The 20,890-nt window shown below is 47.2% G+C and carries 20 protein-coding genes; 10 read left to right on the top strand and 10 right to left on the bottom strand.

What is annotated here, in order from left to right:
- Positions 1-4: 4 nt before the first annotated feature.
- The 4 genes from der to ABF86_RS07120 all read left to right on the top strand — a co-directional run bounded on the left by der (position 5) and on the right by ABF86_RS07120 (position 3,113).
- Positions 5-1,411 carry a ribosome biogenesis GTPase Der gene (gene der / locus ABF86_RS07135; protein ID WP_074684960.1) on the top strand — a complete coding sequence of 469 codons (1,407 nt, stop codon included), beginning with the start codon at positions 5-7 and terminating at the stop codon, positions 1,409-1,411.
- Between the two features lie 228 nt (positions 1,412-1,639).
- Positions 1,640-1,969, top strand: a complete 330-nt coding sequence (locus tag ABF86_RS07130; protein WP_204987576.1) for a hypothetical protein — start codon at positions 1,640-1,642, stop codon at positions 1,967-1,969.
- A 33-nt stretch (positions 1,970-2,002) separates the two neighbouring features.
- On the top strand, positions 2,003-2,743 hold the full coding sequence (locus ABF86_RS07125; protein ID WP_074684958.1) for an ATP-binding protein: 741 nt from the start codon (positions 2,003-2,005) through the stop codon (positions 2,741-2,743).
- Between the two features lie 28 nt (positions 2,744-2,771).
- Entirely contained in the window at positions 2,772-3,113 is a 342-nt protein-coding gene (locus ABF86_RS07120; protein WP_074684957.1) for a DUF2007 domain-containing protein, read from the top strand.
- 269 nt (positions 3,114-3,382) lie between these two features.
- Here the strand turns inward: ABF86_RS07120 and ABF86_RS07115 are convergent, their stop codons facing one another.
- From ABF86_RS07115 to rpmH, 10 genes are all read right to left on the bottom strand, one after another.
- Positions 3,383-6,577 carry a multidrug efflux RND transporter permease subunit gene (locus ABF86_RS07115; RefSeq protein ID WP_011635179.1) on the bottom strand — a complete coding sequence of 1,065 codons (3,195 nt, stop codon included), beginning with the start codon at positions 6,575-6,577 and terminating at the stop codon, positions 3,383-3,385.
- 17 nt (positions 6,578-6,594) lie between these two features.
- Complete coding sequence (locus tag ABF86_RS07110) at positions 6,595-7,800, bottom strand: efflux RND transporter periplasmic adaptor subunit (RefSeq protein WP_074455933.1); 1,206 nt, start codon at positions 7,798-7,800, stop codon at positions 6,595-6,597.
- A gap of 88 nt (positions 7,801-7,888) precedes the next feature.
- Positions 7,889-9,436, bottom strand: a complete 1,548-nt coding sequence (locus ABF86_RS07105; protein ID WP_143032845.1) for an efflux transporter outer membrane subunit — start codon at positions 9,434-9,436, stop codon at positions 7,889-7,891.
- A 415-nt stretch (positions 9,437-9,851) separates the two neighbouring features.
- Positions 9,852-11,969, bottom strand: a complete 2,118-nt coding sequence (pnp, locus tag ABF86_RS07100) for a polyribonucleotide nucleotidyltransferase (protein WP_011635176.1) — start codon at positions 11,967-11,969, stop codon at positions 9,852-9,854.
- Positions 11,970-12,147: 178 nt separating this feature from the next.
- A complete protein-coding gene (rpsO, locus tag ABF86_RS07095) occupies positions 12,148-12,417 on the bottom strand; it encodes a 30S ribosomal protein S15 (protein WP_011635175.1) in 270 nt (89 codons plus the stop codon).
- 226 nt (positions 12,418-12,643) lie between these two features.
- Positions 12,644-13,999 (bottom strand): tRNA uridine-5-carboxymethylaminomethyl(34) synthesis GTPase MnmE, encoded by a 1,356-nt coding sequence (mnmE, locus tag ABF86_RS07090; RefSeq protein WP_041353850.1) that lies wholly within the window; start codon positions 13,997-13,999, stop codon positions 12,644-12,646.
- A gap of 70 nt (positions 14,000-14,069) precedes the next feature.
- On the bottom strand, positions 14,070-15,938 hold the full coding sequence (yidC, locus tag ABF86_RS07085) for a membrane protein insertase YidC (RefSeq protein WP_074684954.1): 1,869 nt from the start codon (positions 15,936-15,938) through the stop codon (positions 14,070-14,072).
- 90 nt (positions 15,939-16,028) lie between these two features.
- A complete protein-coding gene (yidD, locus tag ABF86_RS07080) occupies positions 16,029-16,238 on the bottom strand; it encodes a membrane protein insertion efficiency factor YidD (RefSeq protein ID WP_011635172.1) in 210 nt (69 codons plus the stop codon).
- Entirely contained in the window at positions 16,235-16,600 is a 366-nt protein-coding gene (gene rnpA / locus ABF86_RS07075; RefSeq protein ID WP_074684953.1) for a ribonuclease P protein component, read from the bottom strand. The genes yidD and rnpA overlap by 4 nt, the downstream gene beginning before the upstream one ends.
- A gap of 36 nt (positions 16,601-16,636) precedes the next feature.
- Positions 16,637-16,771: a 50S ribosomal protein L34 gene (rpmH, locus tag ABF86_RS07070; protein ID WP_011635170.1), complete on the bottom strand. Its 135-nt coding sequence runs from the start codon at positions 16,769-16,771 to the stop codon at positions 16,637-16,639.
- A gap of 336 nt (positions 16,772-17,107) precedes the next feature.
- Between rpmH and ABF86_RS07065 the strand changes: the two genes are divergently transcribed.
- From ABF86_RS07065 to ABF86_RS07040, 6 genes are all read left to right on the top strand, one after another.
- A complete protein-coding gene (locus tag ABF86_RS07065) occupies positions 17,108-17,572 on the top strand; it encodes a DUF5658 family protein (RefSeq protein WP_074684952.1) in 465 nt (154 codons plus the stop codon).
- Between the two features lie 9 nt (positions 17,573-17,581).
- On the top strand, positions 17,582-17,797 hold the full coding sequence (locus ABF86_RS07060; RefSeq protein ID WP_011635168.1) for a DUF2905 domain-containing protein: 216 nt from the start codon (positions 17,582-17,584) through the stop codon (positions 17,795-17,797).
- A 79-nt stretch (positions 17,798-17,876) separates the two neighbouring features.
- Positions 17,877-18,689 carry a pyrroline-5-carboxylate reductase gene (proC, locus tag ABF86_RS07055; protein ID WP_074684951.1) on the top strand — a complete coding sequence of 271 codons (813 nt, stop codon included), beginning with the start codon at positions 17,877-17,879 and terminating at the stop codon, positions 18,687-18,689.
- A 72-nt stretch (positions 18,690-18,761) separates the two neighbouring features.
- Complete coding sequence (locus ABF86_RS07050) at positions 18,762-19,322, top strand: YggT family protein (RefSeq protein ID WP_074455926.1); 561 nt, start codon at positions 18,762-18,764, stop codon at positions 19,320-19,322.
- On the top strand, positions 19,322-19,621 hold the full coding sequence (locus ABF86_RS07045; RefSeq protein WP_074455925.1) for a DUF167 family protein: 300 nt from the start codon (positions 19,322-19,324) through the stop codon (positions 19,619-19,621). The genes ABF86_RS07050 and ABF86_RS07045 overlap by 1 nt, the downstream gene beginning before the upstream one ends.
- Before the next feature lie 117 nt (positions 19,622-19,738).
- Positions 19,739-20,821 carry an ADP-ribosylglycohydrolase family protein gene (locus ABF86_RS07040; RefSeq protein WP_074684950.1) on the top strand — a complete coding sequence of 361 codons (1,083 nt, stop codon included), beginning with the start codon at positions 19,739-19,741 and terminating at the stop codon, positions 20,819-20,821.
- Positions 20,822-20,890: the final 69 nt, after the last annotated feature.

The following is a 20,890-nucleotide window of genomic DNA, read 5'->3' as shown; positions in this document are numbered from 1 at the left end:
TATCATGAAACCCACTCTCGTACTGGTTGGGCGTCCGAATGTCGGAAAATCGACATTATTCAACCGTCTGACTCGCAGTCGTGATGCGATTGTGGCAGATATTCCCGGATTGACACGTGACCGTCACTATGGCCACGGCAGGCTGGGTCTAAAACCCTATCTCGTGGTGGATACCGGCGGTTTTGAGCCTGTAGTCAAATCTGGCATCCTGCATGCCATGGCCAGACAAACCCTGCAGGCTGTAGATGAGGCCGATGTTGTGCTGTTTATCGTCGATGGCCGTCAAGGACTGGCTTCACAAGACAAAATCATTGCAGATCAGCTGCGTAAAACTGGCCGAAAAATAATACTCGTCGTCAATAAAGCCGAAGGGATGCCTTATTCAACAGCAGCAGTTGAATTCCATGAATTGGGACTGGGCACACCTTGTGTTGTTTCAGCTTTGCATGGAGAACATCTCGGTGAGCTGATTGATTTTGCACTGGAAGATTATCCGTATGCAGAAGATATCAAAGCCGAGCCTGGTCAGGAAAAGCACCCCGTCATTGCCATTGCTGGCCGCCCGAATGTTGGCAAATCCACACTGATCAATACACTTTTGGGTGAAGAACGGATGATTGCCTTTGATCAACCAGGTACTACCAGGGACAGTATTTATATTGATTTTGAATATGGCCAACGCCGCTATACATTGATCGATACGGCAGGTTTGCGCCGATCAGGCAAGGTTTGGGAAACCGTGGAAAAATTCTCGGTGGTCAAGACCTTGCAATCGATCGAAGCTGCCAACGTGGTTGTCCTGGTGCTGGATGCGCAAAGCGGTATCTCTGAACAGGATGCACATATTGCCGGATTCATACTGGAAACTGGTCGTGCACTGGTTATTGCAATCAACAAATGGGATGGCATGGATGACTACCAGCGTGATACCACCAAACGAGAGTTTGAACGTAAGCTTGCCTTTCTGAATTTTGCCAACCTGCATTATATTTCCGCTCTGTACGGTAATGGAGTGAAAGCATTGATGCCTTCGGTTGATGCTGCCTACACTGCAGCCATGGCGCATATCCCGACACCTAAGCTGACGCGCGTCATGTTGGCGGCTGTTGCCAAGCAACAGCCGCCACGCGGTGGAGTATCACGGCCAAAACTGCGCTATGCGCACCAGGGAGGGGAAAACCCCCCACTGATTATTGTGCATGGCTCGATGCTTGATCATGTTCCCCAAACCTATCGCCGCTATCTCGAAAATACCTTCAGAGACGTGTTCGAGTTAAAGGGCACTCCGCTACGAGTGGAGTTCAGGACAGGCCATAATCCTTATGCTGGCAAAAAAGCGCCACCTTTGACCGAGGAAGAAGCGCGACGTGCACATAGTCGTCGTCGTCGCAATCGCAAGAAATATGGTTGATTCCGAGAACAAGAACTTGCGTTAAACTTATTAAATTGTTCGTAGCATCAACTAAGTTGAAGATATATCGTATACAAATATCTGTACAAGTTTTATTGGATAAGTTGTTTTGTACATTGCGTTATGTATTAAGGGTGATTCAGTGCTCAAGCCAGTCGTACAGGAAGAAACTACCGGATGTGGAATTGCGTCAGTTGCCAATTCTTGGGTGGGGAAACCTATTTAGAGATGAAGGCTCTATCACCAATGCGATGGGTAGCCAAATCACTGTGGTCGGATACTCAGTATGTACGGCGTATGCTGTCTATCAAGCATGATCAAGAAGAAGGTAAAAACTTCTGGCACTGGGTTGTGTTCAAGCGCGTGAATGATCAACTTTTTGTGCTGGATTCGGCCAGTTATCTGCCTTCCAATATCCGCCAGGACTTCGATGCGATGCAACCCAAATGGTTTATCGAGGTCAAGAAATGCATAACGATTCAATCCAGCCGGTGCCCGCAAGCGGCTGGCATAATGTCATCTAACTACGCGAGGCGAGCTGTGCCGATTATATCTTGAGTGTTAGCACCTGAAACGATAGGGCATTGGTCAATGAAGCAACGTGTCTTTCTCTCCTGGAGTACCGGTAAGGACAGTGCCTGGTCGTTGCATGTACTGCGGCAAGATCCGGAGGTAGAGGTTATCGGCCTCCTGACGACTGTTAATACTACATACGAGCGGGTTGCAATGCACTCAACTCGGCTCGCGCTCGCCGAGGCGCAAGCTCGTGCGGTTGGACTTCCGCTGTATATCATTCCGTTGCCGTGGCCGTGTTCCAATGAAGTGTATGAGTGCAAGATGCACGACGCTGTCAAAAGTGCTGTTGAGAGCGGCGCAACGCATATCGCCTTTGGTGATCTGTTTCTGGCAGATATTCGTGCGTACCGCGTCAAGCAGCTCGAAGGCTCTGGTCTTCAACCATTGTTTCCTATCTGGCATCAACCCACTGATTCTCTGGCGCATCGTATGATTGATGCCGAGGTCGTCGCTGTGGTGACGTGCGTTGATCCGAAGCAACTTTCACCATCATTCGTTGGCCGGATATTCGATCATACCTTTCTGAACGATTTGCCGGAGAGTGTTGATCCATGTGGCGAAAACGGAGAGTTTCACACGTGCGTCCTTGCAGGGCCGATGTTCCAGGAGTCACTCTGTGCAAGCGTCGGCGAAGTAGTAGAGCGTGATGGATTCTATTTTGCCGATCTTATACCGGATGGTGCAATCGATTACGCTCCGGCAGCTAACAACGTAATCCAGCCGATGCCCGCCCGTTACACAAGTTTACGCCGATGATTTCGGGCGTTGGATAACAATTTGTCGCATGAAAAAACTTTATACAGCTAATAATTTGTTGGAGGCCCATATTATCCAAGATTTTCTGGCTAATGCTTATATTCCATCCAGGTTGTTCAATGAGTATGCGCAGGGAGGGGTAGGAGAAATTCCGTTTACCCATGCTTATCCGGAAGTTTGGGTAGTACGTGATCTTGACTATGATCGCGGGCGAGCGATTGTTGCGGCCTATGAACAGGCCCCACAAGTAACTGATAGTGTTTTCTGCTTGCAGTGTGGTGAGGAAAATCCGAGTAATTTTCAACTATGTTGGCAATGTGGTGCCGGGCTGGAGGTTGTCAAGGAAGGGCTCTCACCTCCTGACGCCTGAAAATCACTTTGATGGATACCAGCTACACACCGATTGTAATCAAGCCATTGTTTTGCATCCATTACCCATGGGAATCGTGAGTAATGGATTTGTCTGTAAATAAATATTGTAAGTCTTTCAATTCTTTATCAAGCGTTAGGGCATGCCGGTGGATCCATTCCAACAGCATTATTGTAGGTTCCTCTTTATCCCGGTTTTGGGTATCAGTATTGTTTTCAGCTCCTCGTGCAGCGAGATAATTCTTACGCAGGTTTGGGATGGGTAGGCTATCAGTTATCATTAGTATTTTTCTGGTTATCAGTGAGGGTTGTCTGATTCCCAGTTTCAACCTGTACAACTTCAGGAATGGGGCGTCTGGTTCGATGTGTGATTTTTCCGATTAATACGAAAAAGAGTGGCACGAAAAATATAGCGAGGAAAGTGGCTGCCAACATGCCTCCTAGTACAGTTGTACCAATAGCGATACGACTGGCGGCCCCTGCGCCGGATGAGATCACAAGTGGGGATACCCCCATGATAAAGGCCATGGAGGTCATGATGATCGGGCGGAAGCGAACCCGGGCTGCTTCCAGAGCGGCTTCGGTCAGTGATGCACCGTTGGCATACAGATCATTGGCGAACTCTACAATAAGGATGGCGTTTTTGGCAGATAATCCGATCAGGGTAATTAACCCGACCTGAAAATAAATATCATCAGTCAGTCCGCGCGTCCAGATGGCTAGCAATGCTCCTAATATACCGAAAGGCACTGCCAGAATCACAGCAAACGGAATAGACCAGCTTTCATACAGGGCTGCCAACACCAGAAATACCATAAGCAGGGCAAAGGAAAGTATCCATATTTTTTGTCCACTGGCTGCCTTCTTTTCCTGATAAGTAATTCCGCTCCAGTCGATGGTATAGCCCTTCGGCACCAGTACTTCATTGGCCACTTCTTGCAGTGCATCCAGAGCCTGTCCGGAACTATAGCCTGGCGCTGCACTGCCTAGCACGAGTGCGGAGTTGAATCCGTTGAAATGGGTAACTGGATCCGGACCACTGTTGAACTCGGCGGTCACTATAGAATCAAGTGGAATCATTGTGCTAGTTGTTCCCGATTGAGCGCGGACGTAAATATTGCTGATATCGTTCGGGCTGGATCGATACTCAGGCGGTGCTTCGGTTTGTACCCGGTAGACGCGGCCAAACTTGATAAAGTCATTCACATACAAGTTGCCAAAATATGCTTGCATCGTATCGAAGACATCAGATATGGGTACGCCTAAAGCTTTGGCGCGCTCGCGATCTACATGGGCATATAGCCTGGGAGCGCTGACACGAAAATTGGTGCCGGCCATTCCTATAGCCGGGTGTTCCATGGCTTTGTTTACGAATACCTGTGTTGTTTCGGCAAACTCTGAAAAATCTCCTCCACTTGGATCCTGCAATTGGATTGAGAAGCCGCCGGTAGCACCTAGTCCACGGATTGAAGGTGCGTTAAAGGCAAGCACTAATGCTTCAGGAATTTTTGCAAATTCACCAAAGGCGTTGGCAATCAGGCTTTGAACTTGCTCATCGGAATTTTTTCGAGTATCCCAGTGATGCAACGGCACGAACATCGTAGCGTGATTCGGACCACGGCTGCTGAAGACAAAGTTCATACCAGCCATTGCATCAGTTGAATGAACAGCTGGATTTGACAGAAAATAATTCTCTATTTTTTCCAGAACCTTCTTGGTACGGGAAATGGAAGCGCCATCTGGCAGCTGTACTATCGTAATAAAATAGCCCTGATCTTCTTCTGGAAGGAAGCCTCCCGGCACTGTTTTGAATAAACTGACAGCAAAAAATATTGCTATTAAAAAAACGAAGATTGATAGTACCGACTTTTTTATGATTGTGCCGGCCATACTGACGTAACGAGTCTGCGCCCAATCAAACGTTCGGTTGAAAATTTTCCAGAATCTATTAGGAGAATCATGGCCGGGTTTGAGTACCAAGGCGCATAAGGCAGGGCTCAGTGTCAGTGCGACGAATCCGGAAATCATGACTGACAATGCAATGGTGATGGCAAATTGTTTGTACAGTTCGCCGGTGATACCTCCCAGAAATGCGACGGGCAAGAATACCGAAGCAAGCACCAAAACAATAGCAATCAGTGCTCCGAATAACTCCTGCATGGCTTTTATTGCAGCATTCTTGGGCGTGAGACCATTGGTTATATGGCGCTCGACGTTTTCTACCACAACAATCGCATCATCCACCACGATACCGATGGAAAGCACCATGCCAAACAGGGTGAGCGTATTGACCGAGAATCCCAACGCCTCCATTCCGATAAATGTACCAATAAGGGAAATAGGTGCAGCAATAGCCGGTATCAGCGTGGCACGCCAGCTTTGTAAAAAGATGAAAACAACCAGTACAACCAGCAGCAAGGCTTCTGCCAGGGTTTTTACAACTTCATAGATAGAAACTTCAATGAATGTAGTGGTGTCGTAAGGAACATCATAGGATGCACCGGGAGGAAAGTCTTTAGCAAGTCGATCCATTTCATTACGGATACGCTGTGCTGTTTCAAGTGCGTTGGCACCAGGCGAGAGATAAGTCAGCAGGAAAGTATTTGGCCGCCCGTTCTGTCGGGCTTGCAGATCATAGGATTGTGCTCCCAACTCTACTTGTGCGACGTCTTTCAATCGCACCATAGAGCCATCCGGGTAAGCCCGGATGATCATATCTTCAAATTCTTTTACCTCGCTCATCCGTCCTTTGGTCATAACGGGAATAGTGAGCTCGGTTTCATTGATTACAGGTTCACGGCCGATCCGACCTGCAGGAAAATCACGATTCTGTTCACGAACGGCAGCGACGATATCACTCGGCGTGAAATTAAGTTGTGCCATCCGGATAGGATCGAGAATCAGCCGCATGGAGTAATTTTGACCACCGAAGATTGAAGCATCTCCAACACCGGGAAGTCGTTTGATATTATCGAGTACCCTGAGCAGAGCATAATTCGACAGAAATATGGTGTCGTGAGCGGGGTCAGTAGAGCTCAGTGCAACTACCAGCAATAGATCAGGTGAGGTTTTCTTGACCGTTATACCTTGCCGGATAACTTCATCAGGCAGTTGCGGTTCGGCCAGTTTTTGCCGATTTTGAGTTTGTACTTGTGCAATATCGACATCCGTTCCGATTTCGAACGTGAGCCTCATTGTCATGTGGCCATCATTTGTGCTGGTGGATTCGTAATACAGAAGATTATCGATACCAGGAAGCTGCACTTCTATCGGGCGCGCAACGGCTTCCGCCACTACATCCGCACTGGCACCGGGATAATCCGCATCAATTTGTACGACAGGTGGCGTAATCTCAGGAAATTGGGCGATCGGGAGATCTCTTAAGGAAACCAGGCCGACAATAACAATGATGATGGATAGTACCGATGCAAAAATCGGTCGTTCAATAAAAAAACGAGAATTCATGGCACGCCTTACGCGGTTTATTCTGGATGGTTGCTTGAGGAAGTCTGGCTTTCTTCTCTCTGGTAGGGAACAGGGTTTACTTGGATTCCCGGATGGATTCTGTGAATCCCTTCTACAACCACTTGTTCTCCCGTGCGCAGGCCGCTTTCAATCAGCCATTCACTGCCGCGCCATGCGCTGGCCAGTACCGGGCGGAGTTCAACCTTTCCTTCATTGATGATATAAACGAACGAGCCGCTTGGTCGTTGTTGCACGGCACGCTGAGGAATCAGAATGGCATCTGCTCTGCTGTAACCTTTAATACGAACTTTAACAAACTGGCCTGGATAGAAATGAGCTTCTCCGGGAGCATTCTTACTAGCAGGGTTGGGAAACGCGAAGCGTCCTAGCAGCATGCCAGTTTCGGGTCGTATTACAATATCTTGAAAATCCAGTAGCCCTTCTTCCGGATAAATACTGCCATCAGAGAAAGTCATTACACCGCGCAACTGGAAAATACTTTCAGGTCTTTCAAGTTTGTGCTCGGAAAGTTCGCGGCGAAGGCGCAGCAAATAACTTTCCGGAACATTTACGTTGACATACATGGGGTCTAGCTGATCAATGGTGGTCAGTAGATCGGTTTGGGCTTCGATCAGACGCCCCTCGTAAAATTGACTGCGGTTGATCCGGCCTTCTACCGGAGCGGTGATGAGCGTGTTATCCAGGTCAAATTTGGCCTTGATTACGTCGTTCTGTGCCGTATCCAGAGTTGCTTTTGCACTACGTACTTCTGCGATAGCATCGTCAACATCTTTTTGGCTGACTGCTTTTTGTTTCAGCAGGGGTTGCACCCGGGCAAGATCCTTGTTGGCTTGCTCCAATCGGGCACGTGCCTGGGCAACCATTGCTTTGCTACCCAGATAGGCTGCTTTGAAGGGTGTTGGATCAATCAAGTACAGCTTGTCACCTTTTCTGATATTTCGGCCTTCGATAAAGAATATCTTTTTGATAACGCCATTTACCTGTGAACGAATTTCAACCGGCCGGAAAGATTCGGTTTGGCCAATGAATTCAGGTTCTTCCGCAATTGTACGAGTGGTGACAGTGATGACTTCAACCTGCGGAGCAGGAGGAGGAGAATCAGTGGATGATTTTGAGCAACCGGCCAGAAGAGCAAGGAGCAACAAGAAACTTGTTATAACCGCATTGGCTTGCGTGGTTGTTTGACGAAGCGTTTGATACATAATGTTATTCTCGATAGCTCTGAAGAAATAATCAAAAGATATTCTTAAGTTGGGATAAAAGTCATGAAAGTACTATTTATAGTTTATTTCAGTTGTTGCGCAGCAGCCCGGTTGATATTGGCAGTGGTACATCGGTACCATCAGCGAGCCAGCCTCCACCCAGTGCTTTGTAAAGTTGGACGACAGAAACTAGATGTAAATGGCGAGCGATCACAAGTGCAGATTCGGCATCAAATAATTTTCGCTTTGTAAGCAACACATCAACGTAGCTTGTAATTCCGCCCTGATAGCGCAAATTTGCTATCTGTAAAGCCGAACTTAATGCTTCAACCTGTTTCTGTTTGGCTTTGTACTGATCATTTGCTGTTCGAATGGCTGCTAGTGCATCTTCAACTTCCTTGAACGCTACCAGGATGGTTTGTTCGTACTGTGCCAATGCCTGTTTTGCCTGTGCTTCTGCAGCACGTTGTTCGTATCCGAGTGTTTGTGCATTTAGCAGTGGTCCCGCAAGCCCGAATCCAGCAGCGCCAAATTTACTGTCAGAATCCAGCAGACTTGCCAGTGCCGGGCTGGAAAATCCAAAAAATCCTGTCAGCGTTATTCTGGGAAAGCGCGTGGCCTTGGCGACTCCGATTCTAGCAATTGCTGCTTTCAGCGTTTGTTCTGCCTGTAAAATATCAGGGCGCCGTTGCAGTAATTCAGAAGGCAGGCCGGGTGGAATATCGGGAGGGGTGGATTGTCCGCTCAGTGAGTATCCTCGTGCTACCGGCGCGGGGGTTCTGCCCGCCAGCACGCTAAGCTCATTTTCTTTTTGTGCAATCTGTCTTTCCAGCTCTGCCACCTGGGCAGCAGCTGCAGCACGCTCTGCTTCAAACTGATCCAGATCAAGCCGGGTAGTCAATCCACCTTCCAGTTGCGCACTGGAGATGGCGACAGATTCTTCCCATGAAGTTAATGCGTGATGGGCAATTTTTAGTTGCGTATCAAATTGCAAAAGATCGAAATAGGATTGTGCTACTGAGCTTACTAACGTCAGAACAACGGCTCGACGATTTTCTTCGCGTGCCAGCAGATCTGCCCGAGCGGCCTCATTGGAGCGGCGGATTCTGCCCCAGATATCCAATTCCCAGTTCAAAATGGTTTGTCCGAAATAGTTATAGGGTGTCGGAAATCCTTTGCGGCTGAATCCTCCTAAGGTTTCTATCGGCGCATTCCCATCGATGGTAATGTTCGGAATGAAGTCCATCTGTGTAATACCCAAGCGCGCCTGAAGTTCTTCAACACTAGCTGCTGCTTGCTTGAGATCCTTGTTTTCGGCCAAGGCTTGATCAATCAGCAATTGCAGCTTTTCATCCCGGAGCAGCTCCCACCAAGGAAGATTGGCAATGGACCGCCCCTCTGTTTGAGACAGACGAAATTTTTCTGTGGTATCGATCTGAGGGCGTGAATAGTCAGGGCCCATGGCGCAAGATGTTATTAACAAGCTCGAACATAACAGCAGAACAGGTGTTTGACGACGATTTGGCCTGGTTGAAATAGCCCTTCTATTTTTGAAATAGGATATTGCAGTTAGCCGAGGCAGTATAGATGTAACGATTCCGAGTATCTGGAGATGGAAATTTAAGTGTGGCGACATGCCATTACCTTTTTAAACCTTGAATGTATAAAAATTTATTATGCCTTAATTTTTTACGCTTGGCTAAAATACAACAGGATTGTGAACAAACAAACCTGTTGAAGATATGGCTGATGCTTACTTTTGTATGATACTACTTGCATGGTCGATAAAATTGATAACAAGATAAATATTCATACCTTATTCTTGTGATATGACCAGATAGAACCTGATGTATCTTTTATTCGGATGCATGCAGTGGGAGCTGTTGCAAGCCTTCTTCCGCATTGGTACGGTACAAGCCAACCAAATTAATGAATTAAAAAATGGGGAAGATTTCTCCGGAGGTGCTATTTCTTGATTGAAATAAACATGGTCTCCGGAGAACATTACGAAGTGGAGACAGATTGTGATTTATTAAACGGATAACACCAGCTTATTTTTCACCGTTTTCAGGAGTGGCTGCTGCTTCTGTGCTGGCTGCCTTCATGCTGAGTCGTAACCGACCTTTATCGTCTGCTTCCAGTACTTTGACCCGAATAATCTGGCCTTCCTTGAGGTGGTCAGCAACGCTTTCGACTCGTTCATTGGCAATTTGCGAGATGTGGAGCAGACCATCTTTTCCAGGAAGAATGCTGACAATAGCACCGAAATCAAGCAATTTGAGTACTGTTCCCTCATAAATCTTGCCAACCTCAACATCTGCAGTAATATTTTCGATACGCCTTTTCGCCTGTTCCCCACCTTCATTGCTGATGCTGGCAATTGTCACAGAACCATCATCGGAGATATCGATAGTGGTTCCGGTTTCCTCGGTCAGTGCGCGAATAACTGCCCCGCCTTTACCGATCACATCACGTATTTTTTCAGGATTAATTTTGAATTTGATAATACGTGGTGCGTGAACCGATACGCTATCTCTTGCTATTGGGAGAGATTGTTTCATGATATCCAGAATATGGAGTCGCCCTTCTTTTGCTTGAAGTAAGGCTACCTGCATGATTTCTTTCGTGATTCCCTGGATTTTTATATCCATTTGTAATGCAGTGATACCCTCTTCAGTCCCTGCGACCTTAAAATCCATATCGCCCAGATGATCTTCATCACCAAGGATATCAGTCAGTACGGCAAATCGATTGCCTTCCTTGATCAGCCCCATAGCAATACCAGCGACATGAGCTTTCAGAGGAGCTCCTGCATCCATCAGTGCAAGACAACCTCCGCAGACAGAAGCCATCGAACTTGAACCATTTGATTCCGTAACTTCAGAGACTACCCGCATCGCATAGCCGAATTCTTCTACTGGCGGCAGGACAGCAAGCAGAGCACGCTTGGCCAATCGTCCGTGGCCAATTTCACGCCGCTTGGGTGATCCCACTCTTCCGGTTTCACCCGTGGCAAAAGGAGGCATGTTGTAATGCAGCATGAAACGTTCGGAATAATCCCCTTGGAGTGCATCAATTTTCTGCTCATCTCGGGCAGTTCCCAGTGTGGTCACTACCAAAGCCTGCGTCTCACCTCGTGTGAACAGTGCTGAACCATGAGTACGTGGTAATACGCCATGGCGAATGGTAATTGGTCTAACTGTACGTGTTCCGCGGCCGTCAATGCGGGATTCACCATCAAGGATGCTGTTACGCACAATTTTGGCTTCAAGCGCAAAACCGATTTCCTTGATCGTTTGCTCACTGGGGCCTTCCTCAGTACCTGCTTTCAATTCGGTAAATACACGTTGCCAGATTTCACTAATTGCTTCTGTTCTGACCGATTTTTGTTTCAGCCGGAATGCATCGCGCAAATCCGCTTCAGCCAGTTGAGTAATTTTTTCAATCAGTGAATGATCTTTTTCTGCCGGTTGCCAATCCCATGCGGTTACACCAGTCTCATCAGCCAGTTCATTGATCATGTTGATCACCTGCTGCATTTGATCATGGCCATAGGTTACTGCTCCGAGCATGACATCTTCGGAGAGTTCATTAGCTTCTGACTCAACCATCAGCACAGCTTTTTGGGTGCCTGCCACTACGAGATTGAGTTGCGATTTATTGAGCTGGGTAGTGGTTGGATTAAGGACATATTCGTTGTCAATATAACCTACGCGTGCTGCACCGATAGGCCCATCAAATGGGATACCGGAGAGTATCAGTGCCGCAGATGCGCCGATCGTTGCAGGAATGTCAGCATCGATTTCAGCATCTGATGACAATACCATTGCGATGACTTGTACCTCATTGTAAAAACCATCGGGGAAGAGCGGACGTATCGGCCGATCAATCAGCCGGGATGTTAGTATTTCCTTTTCAGAAGGACGACCTTCACGTTTAAAGAAGCTTCCTGGAATGCGCCCGGCAGAATAAAATTTTTCCTGATAATCAACTGTGAGCGGGAAAAAATCCTGTCCAGGTTTGGTTTTTTTATCTCCTACTACTGTAACCAGCACAACCGTGTCATCCATGGAAACCATGACAGCACCATGTGCCTGTTTCGCAATTTCTCCAGTTTCAATGGTGAGCGTATGGTGTCCGTAAGTTATGCTTTTTTTTATCGGTTTCAATTAATAATCCTTCTTTGATCAAATCATGCCCAAGATCGACTGCACAATTATATTTAAGTGCAAATCGATCAGGGTTATTCAAATTAGAGTGCAGACGACTGACCAGATTCATCTGCAGCTTTGCAATCATCTGCGATAATTTGTGGAGTGCAGTACGATTAACTACCACATGATTTTTTTATTTTCTTAAACCCAGGCGTTCGATCAGGATCCGGTAATTGTCACTATTTCTAGATTTCAGATAATCCAATAGTTTGCGTCGCCGACTAACCATACGCAACAGGCCGCGACGGGAGTGGTGATCTTTGACATGTTCCTTGAAATGATCAATCAGGCTATTGATTCGCGTTGTCAATATAGCCACCTGTACCTCTGGCGAACCGGTGTCTCCTGCTACTCTCTGATAATCCAGTATAACCTGGCTTTTTTGATCGGTTGTTACAGCCATTTACTTTCTCCTGCTTGTAATTAATCCATATACTTAACCAGTCGCAATTTTACTCTTTAATAAATAGCTTGCCAAATAAAATCAAGGTATTGGAAGCAATCGTGCTTTATTACCCACCAGATTTCTATCTCTATTAAGAATATCCTGAACCCATATTCGTTTGCCACTGACAAGTCACAATTTATTGAATTTTTGTAGAAGCATGTATTGCAGTTTTTTATCCAGTTTATTTTCCAATACAGAAATTGGAAAAAATTTCACCCAGTAGATCATCGCTTGTGAATTCGCCAGTAATAGATGACAGGGCTTGTTGCGCAAGGCGAAGTTCTTCAGCAAGTATTTCTAACTGATCTGCAGTGTGCAACCAGGTTTCTGCTCTTTTCAGTAATTCTTTTGCATGCAGCAATGCTTGCAAATGCCGCTGGCGAGCCATGTAAGCACCTTCTCCAGCAATGTTGGTCTGCCAGCCAACAGTTTTAAGCAGTACTGTTCGTAGCAGCTCTATGCCTTCACCGCTTTTTACTGAAAGATAGATAGCTGTTCCTGAAGTATCTTCTTCTATGCGAGAGAGCTGTCCGGATAAATCAATTTTGTTGTGTACAGTCAATACTGGCAGTTCTTTCGGCAAACGAGCCAGTACAGAGTGATCTTCCTTGGTCACGCCATAGCGGCCGTCAACCAATAGTAATACCAGATCGGCCTGTTCAATTGCAGCGTAGGCACGGGCAATCCCATGTTGTTCAACGATATCGCTGGTTTCTCTCAATCCTGCGGTGTCAATCAAATGCAGTGGTATTCCTTCAATTTCGATCGATTGCCGAATGGTATCCCTTGTTGTACCGGGTATCTCGGTGACGATAGCTATCTCGTCTCCAGCAAGTCGATTCAGTAAGCTGGATTTGCCCACATTGGGCTGGCCTGTCAGTACGACTTTGATCCCTTCCTGTAATAAATTTCCCCGACGGGATGCGGACAATACTTGTTCCAGTTTTGTCTGGATTGAAGCCAGCTGTTCCACGGCATGGGCAGACTGAAGAAAATCAATCTCTTCTTCCGGGAAATCGAGCGTTGCTTCGACCAGCACACGCAAATCAATCAGCGCGCTTACAAGCTGATGAATCGCCGATGAGAATTCCCCATGTAATGAGCGCACTGCACAACGTGCGGCATTGGCAGTGCTGGCTTCTATCAGGTCGGCTACTCCTTCAGCTTGTGCAAGATCAAGTTTTTCGTTGAGAAAAGCGCGCAGTGTAAATTCACCCGGTTCCGCTAGGCGAGCACCCAGTTGAAGGCAGCGGGTCAACAGCAGGTTCATAACAGCGGGGCCGCCATGTCCGTGCAGCTCCAGTACGTCTTCTCCGGTATAGGAGTTGGGGGAAGGGAAATACAGCACGATTCCCTGATCAATAACTTGATTGTTTTGATCAAGAAAGTTGAATAAACCGGCGTGACGTGGATCAGGAAGCTTGCCCAGGATTGTCTGGGCAAGCTGTTCTAGATTTGTCCCTGAAATCCGGACTATTCCAATGCCGCCACGGCCAGGTGGTGTGGCGATTGCTGCAATGGTGTCATTATTCTTCACCAAGGAGGTGGCAGGGCGTTGCATACCTTCTTTATCAAAAGGGACACAGAGCAGTTGAAGTTATAAATATTTATTTCTTTCTCGTTCTTTTGTGCATTCTTCTCGGAATGTTAACAGGTTTTTTAGGACTATCAGCCGGACCACTGGCAGGTGCTTCTGTATTTTCTGAATCGTTAATAACCTGGTTACTGACGGGTAGTTCAGGAGCATCTTTACTAGCGGGTGATTCAGGAGCGTCTTGACTGGGGGCAGTCCCGTACATTTTTGTAATCTTCCATTGCTGCGCGATTGACAGAATATTATTGACCAGGGAATAAAGAACAAGACCGGCCGGGAAGAAGAAGAAAATGGCACTGAAGGCAACAGGCATAATTTGCATTATTTTTGCCTGGATTGGATCTGTTGGGGTCGGATTAAGCCTGGTCTGTATAAACATGGAAATGCCCAGCAGAACCGGCAGCAGGTATTTGGGATCTGGAGAAGATAAATCAGTGATCCACAGTGCAAAAGGAGCGTAACGCAGTTCTACTGCTGCAAGTATTGTCCAGTACAGCGCAATAAAAACCGGGATTTGCACCAGTATGGGAAAACACCCCCCCATTGGGTTGATTTTTTCTGTTTTATAAAAATCCATCATCGCCTGATGCATGCGCTGCCGATCACCCTTGTATTGATCCTGAATACGCTTCAACTTGGGCGTTACCAAGCGTAATTTTGCCATGGATCGGTAGCCGGCCGCAGATAGCGGGAAGAACAGCAGCTTGACGGTTATGGTCAGAAGGATAATTGCTATTCCCCAGTTTCCTGTCCACGAATGGTAGAAAGAAAGTAAACGGAATAATGGCTTGGCGATCATGGTCAGCCAGCCGTAATCAACAGTAAGCTCCAGCCCCGGAGCTAGTTCAGCAAGCCTATCTTGCTCTTCCGGACCTGCATAAAGTGGCATGGTGGTTGTAACAGTTTCACCAGCAGTGATAACTCCGGCCGGAACAATTACCCCGGCTGTATAGAGATTATCGCTTTGTCGCTTGGCAAAATATTCGCGTGGTGTTTGTTGTGGCGGCAACCAGGCAGTCAGGAAATAGTGTTCCAGCATGGCGATCCAGCCATTGTTCGCATTGGCCGGATAATCTGTCTTGCCTTTGTCCAGGTCATCAAACGGAATTTTCTGATATTTCTCTTCGTCAGTGTAAACAGCAGCCCCCAGAAAACTGCGAATCATCATGGTGTGTGCTGGTGGCGGAGTGTCGTCACGCAACATCTGGAAATAAGCAAACGGACGGATTGTGGCATCGCTCTTGTTTGCTATCTCGAAGCCGATGTCGATTACGTAGCTGTCGCGGTGAAAGGTGTAGGTTTTTATAACCTGAACTCCCTGAGTTTCAGGTGCCAGCAGGCGGATGACAACTTTATCCTCGCCGGCAGTCAGTTCGTAGTTGCGTATGCCTGATTCCACCTGATAAACCGTTTTATGGTTAGGCAATCCCTCGCCTACCAGACCGGATTGTGCGACATAGGTACGCGAAGCTTCGCTATGCAATAGAGAGTAAGGTACGTTCTCGTCTTCAGGAGAAGGTTGTTGCAGTAGTTCCAGTCGCCGTAAATCGCCTCCCATCGTGTCGATTTCTGCAATGACCTTGTCGGTGACGACACGTATTTGTTCGCCTGAAGGCAACAGGCGTGGGGTAACCGAATCAGCTGTATCTCCACTTGAAGGTATCCCGTCCAGATCCGATCCTGTTTGTGATGCTGTGAGTTCACTGCCTGGAATAGGAAGGCCGTCGTTATTTTTTGACTGTGTGACTCCGGCTGCGGAATTAGCCTGAGCTACAACGGGTGGAGGGGCGTTGAACTTTTCCTGTTCTTTTACCCATGCATCCCATAAAAACAGCAGCGATGTCGAAAAAATGATAAGCAGTACGATTTTTTTATTGTCCATTTTTTGAAGCTCGGGGATGCGGAAAAGTTTTAGTAAAAACGCTTTAAGAATGTGATAGATAAGTTGGTTATTATGGGCGTGTTGGCTGTTTTATGGGATAGGGTCATAGCCGCCCGGATTCCAGGGGTGGCAGCGGAGTATCCGCCTTGTACCCAGCCATAATCCTTTTATCAAGCCATGTTTTGTCAACGCTTCCCGCATATAATTCGAGCAGGTTGGGTAAAACCTGCAGGAAGGTGGAATCAGGAGGCCGATGCTGTATTGGTAGAGTTTAATAAGGCCAATAATCAGTTGCTTCATAATTGCCTGGCTGCTTTATGTAACAGCGTTACAGCTTCCTGATAGATGCGCGCAGAATCTGACGGTTCCACAGAACGCCGTAGCTGCATGACGCAATCCGTACCTTGAATCACCTGTCTATGCTTGCGAAATGCCTCTCTGATCAATCGTTTGATGCGGTTTCTTCTGACAGCTTTCCGCTCGATCTTTTTGGCTACGATTAAGCCGATGCGCGCATAACCGTCGTTGATCGGCTTCAGCTTTATATGCAATCGCAAAGAAAGGCTTTCGAACACAGTCCGATGTCTCAGTACAGCGCGAAATTCATCAGCTTTTCGCAGTCTGCACGATTTGGGTAACGAGTAAACATGCTCGGTTGTCAAGAAACAGCTCGGACAGTAAACCTGGATTTGTCCATGTTATACACTGAGTCTGACCCGTCCCTTTGCCCGGCGTGCACGAATAACAGCTCTGCCACCACGTGTCTTCATGCGAGCACGGAATCCATGAGTACGTTTTTTGCTGATAACGGATGGTTGATAGGTACGTTTCATTTTATAAAATGCCTATTTTTGCTATAAAAAATACGAAGAGAGGTCAGAAAATCGCTTAAATTAATGATAAAAATATTGCCCACCTACTCCTTTCAGGGCCGAATAGTATATCTTAATCTGGCAGGTTTTCGCCACACGTGTTTTTAGTAGGACGTTATGAAAACGAAACATAAATGGTACAACTCGACTTTTGTCCGTTGTCGGATTGCAGGTAACAGATTTTAGTAATATTGCGTGACTGGGCCGGCACCTTTACACTTTATTTTCGTGTAAATGAGGTAAGGTATCGGGTAAATTTTCGGGAAGCTGATCGGGTTATAGGTATGAGGGAAGATAATGACGACGAATCAATTAGTAATAGATCAGCGGCAGTGGGAAAGGCGGGCTGAGATTTCGTTTGTGTGTCCCTATCAGTTGGGAATCAAACAGGGCAGGCGGGTTGCACAGCGGCGCTCCGATCGTGGCGCGGTTTATGTTGATCAATACGGATGGCGTCTTGTAGTCTGTGTTCTTGCCATCGTGTTATTCAGTGCGACAGATGCCTTTTTGACGATAAATATATTGTCTGGAGGTGGTACAGAACTTAACTATTTTATGGCGATCCTGATTGAGGAAGGCATGCAGAAATTTGTTTTCACTAAACTAGCGCTTACCTCTCTGGCGGTGATTATGTTGACCATACACCATGAAGTACGGCTTTGTGCCGGAATTCGCTGTCGCCACCTTCTTTATATATTTTTATCGGGTTATGCTTGTTTGATCTGTTATGAGTTAATGTTATTGCAGTTTATTGGTATGTGACCTTTTTATATGGAACCGATTGTACGATGGCTCATGGTTGCCGGTATCGTTTTGCTTGTTATCGGGGCAGTATTACATCTGGCACCCTGGTTATTTAATTGGTTTGGAAAGCTGCCGGGAGATATCCATATTGAAACTCGACACAGTAAAGTATTCATACCCATTACTTCCATGCTGATTGTTAGTATCGTTTTGAGTGTGATTATCAATCTGTTCAAGAAATAAGTATTTTTGTAAATATGCCATCTGCCAGGGTTTGGCTAATCTTATCGGTGCTGTACATTTAGATAAATCAGGGTTATTCATGAATATTGCCTTTATTGGTGGAGGGAATATGGCTGGCGCCATGATCGGCGGTCTGATCCGTCATGGACATACGCCATCACAGATCAGTGTTGTAGAGATCGATGCGCAGCAGCAACAGCGACTTGTCAAGGAATATGGCATGACAGTAACTGCATCTATAGCTGATGGAATTCGGGGCAGCGAGATCGTTGTTCTGGCTGTAAAGCCACAACAATTACATGCCGCAGTAAGCGAATCAGCACAACTTTTTCAAGGTAAGCTTGTTATTTCGATTGCAGCAGGTGTCCGTGCAGACGATCTAAGCCAGTGGCTGAACCGGCATGAGTTTATTATTCGTGCTATGCCTAACACACCGGCTTTAATCGGAAAGGGGGTGACAGGCTTATACGCTCTGCCTCGTGTGGATACCCGGCAGAAGGAACAAGCAACGAGGATTCTGGCGGGAATCGGAACTATCGTCTGGGTAGATGAAGAAGCTCAGCTGGATGCTGTAACAGCTTTGTCAGGATGTGGCCCAGCATATGTCTTCTATTTTCTGGAGGCGATGCAGCAGGCTGGGGCAGAGCTAGGTTTGACAGCTGATACCGCGAAACAGTTGGCAATGCAAACATTCCTGGGGGCGACATACCTTGCTGTGCAAAGTGATGACACGCTTGCAACCCTGAGAACACGTGTAACTTCGAAGGGAGGGGTGACCGAACAAGCGTTACTCAGTATGGAACAGTCCGATATCAGGGGTGCATTTATTCGCGCTATACATATTGCCAATGATCGTTCCCGGGAAATGGGAGAAATGTTTAGACATACGTAATACTTAAGGTGCTCTTCAGTCTGTATCCAGATAATGGGGTAGAAACAATCATAACTTTCAACGGAAAAAACCATGCCCAATCAAATAATAATATTTTTGCTGGACACAGTTCTTGGCCTGTTTTCTCTGGCGTTATTACTGCGGTTCTATGTGCAGTGGTCACGCATTCCTTATTTTCATCCGGTTTCAAGATTTCTGGTCATTGTGACAGATTTTATTGTACGGCCAGCACGCCGAGTGATTCCCAGCTGGCGGGGGCTTGATCTCTCCACCTTTGTACTGGCCTGGTTAGCTCAATTTATTATTTTGATCAGTATCAATCTGTTGGCAGACTCTGGCGCGAGTGTCAGTATATTCGCATTTATCTTACTGGCATTCATCAAGCTGGCCAGCATGACGCTTAATATTCTGTTTATCACGATCATTGCGCAGGCCCTATTATCCTGGATTAATCCGCACAGCCCGTTGGCGCCCGTGCTGGAAAGTTTTACCGGGCCTGTTCTGGAACCGTTGCGCCGGTTTATTCCTCCCATAGCCAATTTTGACCTTTCTCCATTATTTGCCTTGATTCTGCTGCAGGTGCTGATGATGGTTGTGGAGAACTTACAGCGTCAGATTGTGCATGCGTTTTGATGGACTGGTATTGTCTTGATCGCGATCACAATCTGATACTGAAGCTCTATATCCAGCCGGGTGCCAGGCAGACTGAAGCAATCGGTGTGCATGGCGAGGAGCTGAAAATAAAACTGGCGGCTCCCCCAGTGGATGGCAAAGCCAATCGTGCTTTAGCAGTATTTTTGGCAAAACGCTTCAATGTCCCCCTGAAGCGCATCACCCTGAAACGGGGTGCGCAATCCCGGCATAAAGTCGTTGAGATCTACCAGCCGGTCAATGGCCCCGAAGTATTGTTCAACGAAATAAGAGCCGAATAACCCGCAGTTGTACCCAATGTTTGTTTTGTTGGGCGTAACATAGTGTTTTCAAGTGAAGCCGGCCTGAATTTCGAGTTTGCAGAATTTATTTCTTCAGGATATGAAACAGGAGGTTTTATGTCAGACAAAAATATACAGGATCGTGCCGCCGGAGCCATTATGGGTGCGTTCATCGGGGATGCATTGGGGCTGGGGCCGCATTGGTACTATGATCTCTCCGAGTTGCGTCGTGATTATGGTGACTGGATTGCCGACTATGCTGATCCCAAACCAAATCGCTACCATGCCGGATTAAAAGCAGGGCAGCTATCACAGGCGGGTTTCATCCTGAAGCTAATGGTTCAGTCGCTGGTCGAGCGGGGTGGTTACGAGGCAGAGGATTTTTGCCGCCGTATGGATGAAACACTTTTTCCATTGCTTGACGGTACGCCTGTCAATGGCCCGGGTGGTTACACCAGCCAATCAATCCGTGAAACCTGGCGGCGACGCGTACAGCAAAAGCTGCATTGGGGGCAGACCGGAGGTCATGCCGATACCACCGAGGCAGCAGAGCGTACGCTGGCCATTGCTGTTCGTTATGCGTTCCGACCAGACAAACTCGCAGTAGCCATTACAGACAATACGACACTGACCCAGTCTGATGAGATGGTGGCGGCGATGACTGTAGCTTACGGTGCTGTGCTGGGACTGTTGATTCAGGGGCATGCGCTGGATACCAGCTTATCTGGAAAGCTCATGAATCTCGTGAAGAGTGGTGCGCTGCCATTTCACGCCGTGACGGGGGACAATCTGCAGCCACCACGCCCTGGTGATCCGGATCCACCACGTGCTGGGCGTTTTGCTTCTCCAGATGCATTGCTTACGCCTTCTTATATGGCTGCGGCGGCAGTGGATCCTGATATTCGGATTGAGCCAGCCTGGAAGGTATCCATTGTGTATGGCATGCCGTGTGCAATTTATCACTTACTACCTGCCGCTTATTATCTGGCTGCCCGGTTTCATGATGATTTTGAATCGGCTGTTTTACATGCAATTAATGGTGGTGGGCAAAATTTGTCGCGCGCCATATTGACCGGGGCACTCGTAGGCGCGCAAACCGGCTTGTCCGGTATCCCGCAACGTTTGCTGGATGGACTCGACGATTCAGTAACACTTGGTAAATTAGCAATGGAACTTGCAGCTATGGCGGGTTCAGCCTGAGACTGACGTTCTTGATTCCGTATCTGATAGGCCAGTATTCCTGATTGTATCTGCTCAAAGGAGAAAAAT

Origin of the sequence: Nitrosomonas sp. GH22 (assembly GCF_009833115.1) — a bacterium.
GTDB classification, from domain to species: domain Bacteria; phylum Pseudomonadota; class Gammaproteobacteria; order Burkholderiales; family Nitrosomonadaceae; genus Nitrosomonas; species Nitrosomonas eutropha.
Note: the sequence above shows the minus strand (reverse complement) of the source record. Positions and strands in the feature narration are given on the sequence as shown.

Coding starts and splice junctions, on each gene's coding strand:
- ABF86_RS07060 (WP_011635168.1), top strand. CDS start 17,582: ATGGAACCGATTGTACGATGGCTCATGGTTGCCGGTATCGTTTTGCTT.
- ABF86_RS07105 (WP_143032845.1), bottom strand. CDS start 9,436: ATGTCGCCACACTTAAATTTCCATCTCCAGATACTCGGAATCGTTACA.
- yidC (WP_074684954.1), bottom strand. CDS start 15,938: ATGGACAATAAAAAAATCGTACTGCTTATCATTTTTTCGACATCGCTG.
- yidD (WP_011635172.1), bottom strand. CDS start 16,238: ATGAAGCAACTGATTATTGGCCTTATTAAACTCTACCAATACAGCATC.
- rpsO (WP_011635175.1), bottom strand. CDS start 12,417: ATGGCTGTAACAACCGATCAAAAAAGCCAGGTTATACTGGATTATCAG.
- ABF86_RS07045 (WP_074455925.1), top strand. CDS start 19,322: ATGGACTGGTATTGTCTTGATCGCGATCACAATCTGATACTGAAGCTC.
- ABF86_RS07120 (WP_074684957.1), top strand. CDS start 2,772: ATGAAAAAACTTTATACAGCTAATAATTTGTTGGAGGCCCATATTATC.
- der (WP_074684960.1), top strand. CDS start 5: ATGAAACCCACTCTCGTACTGGTTGGGCGTCCGAATGTCGGAAAATCG.
- ABF86_RS07125 (WP_074684958.1), top strand. CDS start 2,003: ATGAAGCAACGTGTCTTTCTCTCCTGGAGTACCGGTAAGGACAGTGCC.
- ABF86_RS07110 (WP_074455933.1), bottom strand. CDS start 7,800: ATGTATCAAACGCTTCGTCAAACAACCACGCAAGCCAATGCGGTTATA.
- ABF86_RS07115 (WP_011635179.1), bottom strand. CDS start 6,577: ATGAATTCTCGTTTTTTTATTGAACGACCGATTTTTGCATCGGTACTA.
- rpmH (WP_011635170.1), bottom strand. CDS start 16,771: ATGAAACGTACCTATCAACCATCCGTTATCAGCAAAAAACGTACTCAT.
- ABF86_RS07050 (WP_074455926.1), top strand. CDS start 18,762: ATGCCCAATCAAATAATAATATTTTTGCTGGACACAGTTCTTGGCCTG.
- ABF86_RS07065 (WP_074684952.1), top strand. CDS start 17,108: ATGACGACGAATCAATTAGTAATAGATCAGCGGCAGTGGGAAAGGCGG.
- ABF86_RS07040 (WP_074684950.1), top strand. CDS start 19,739: ATGTCAGACAAAAATATACAGGATCGTGCCGCCGGAGCCATTATGGGT.
- proC (WP_074684951.1), top strand. CDS start 17,877: ATGAATATTGCCTTTATTGGTGGAGGGAATATGGCTGGCGCCATGATC.
- ABF86_RS07130 (WP_204987576.1), top strand. CDS start 1,640: ATGAAGGCTCTATCACCAATGCGATGGGTAGCCAAATCACTGTGGTCG.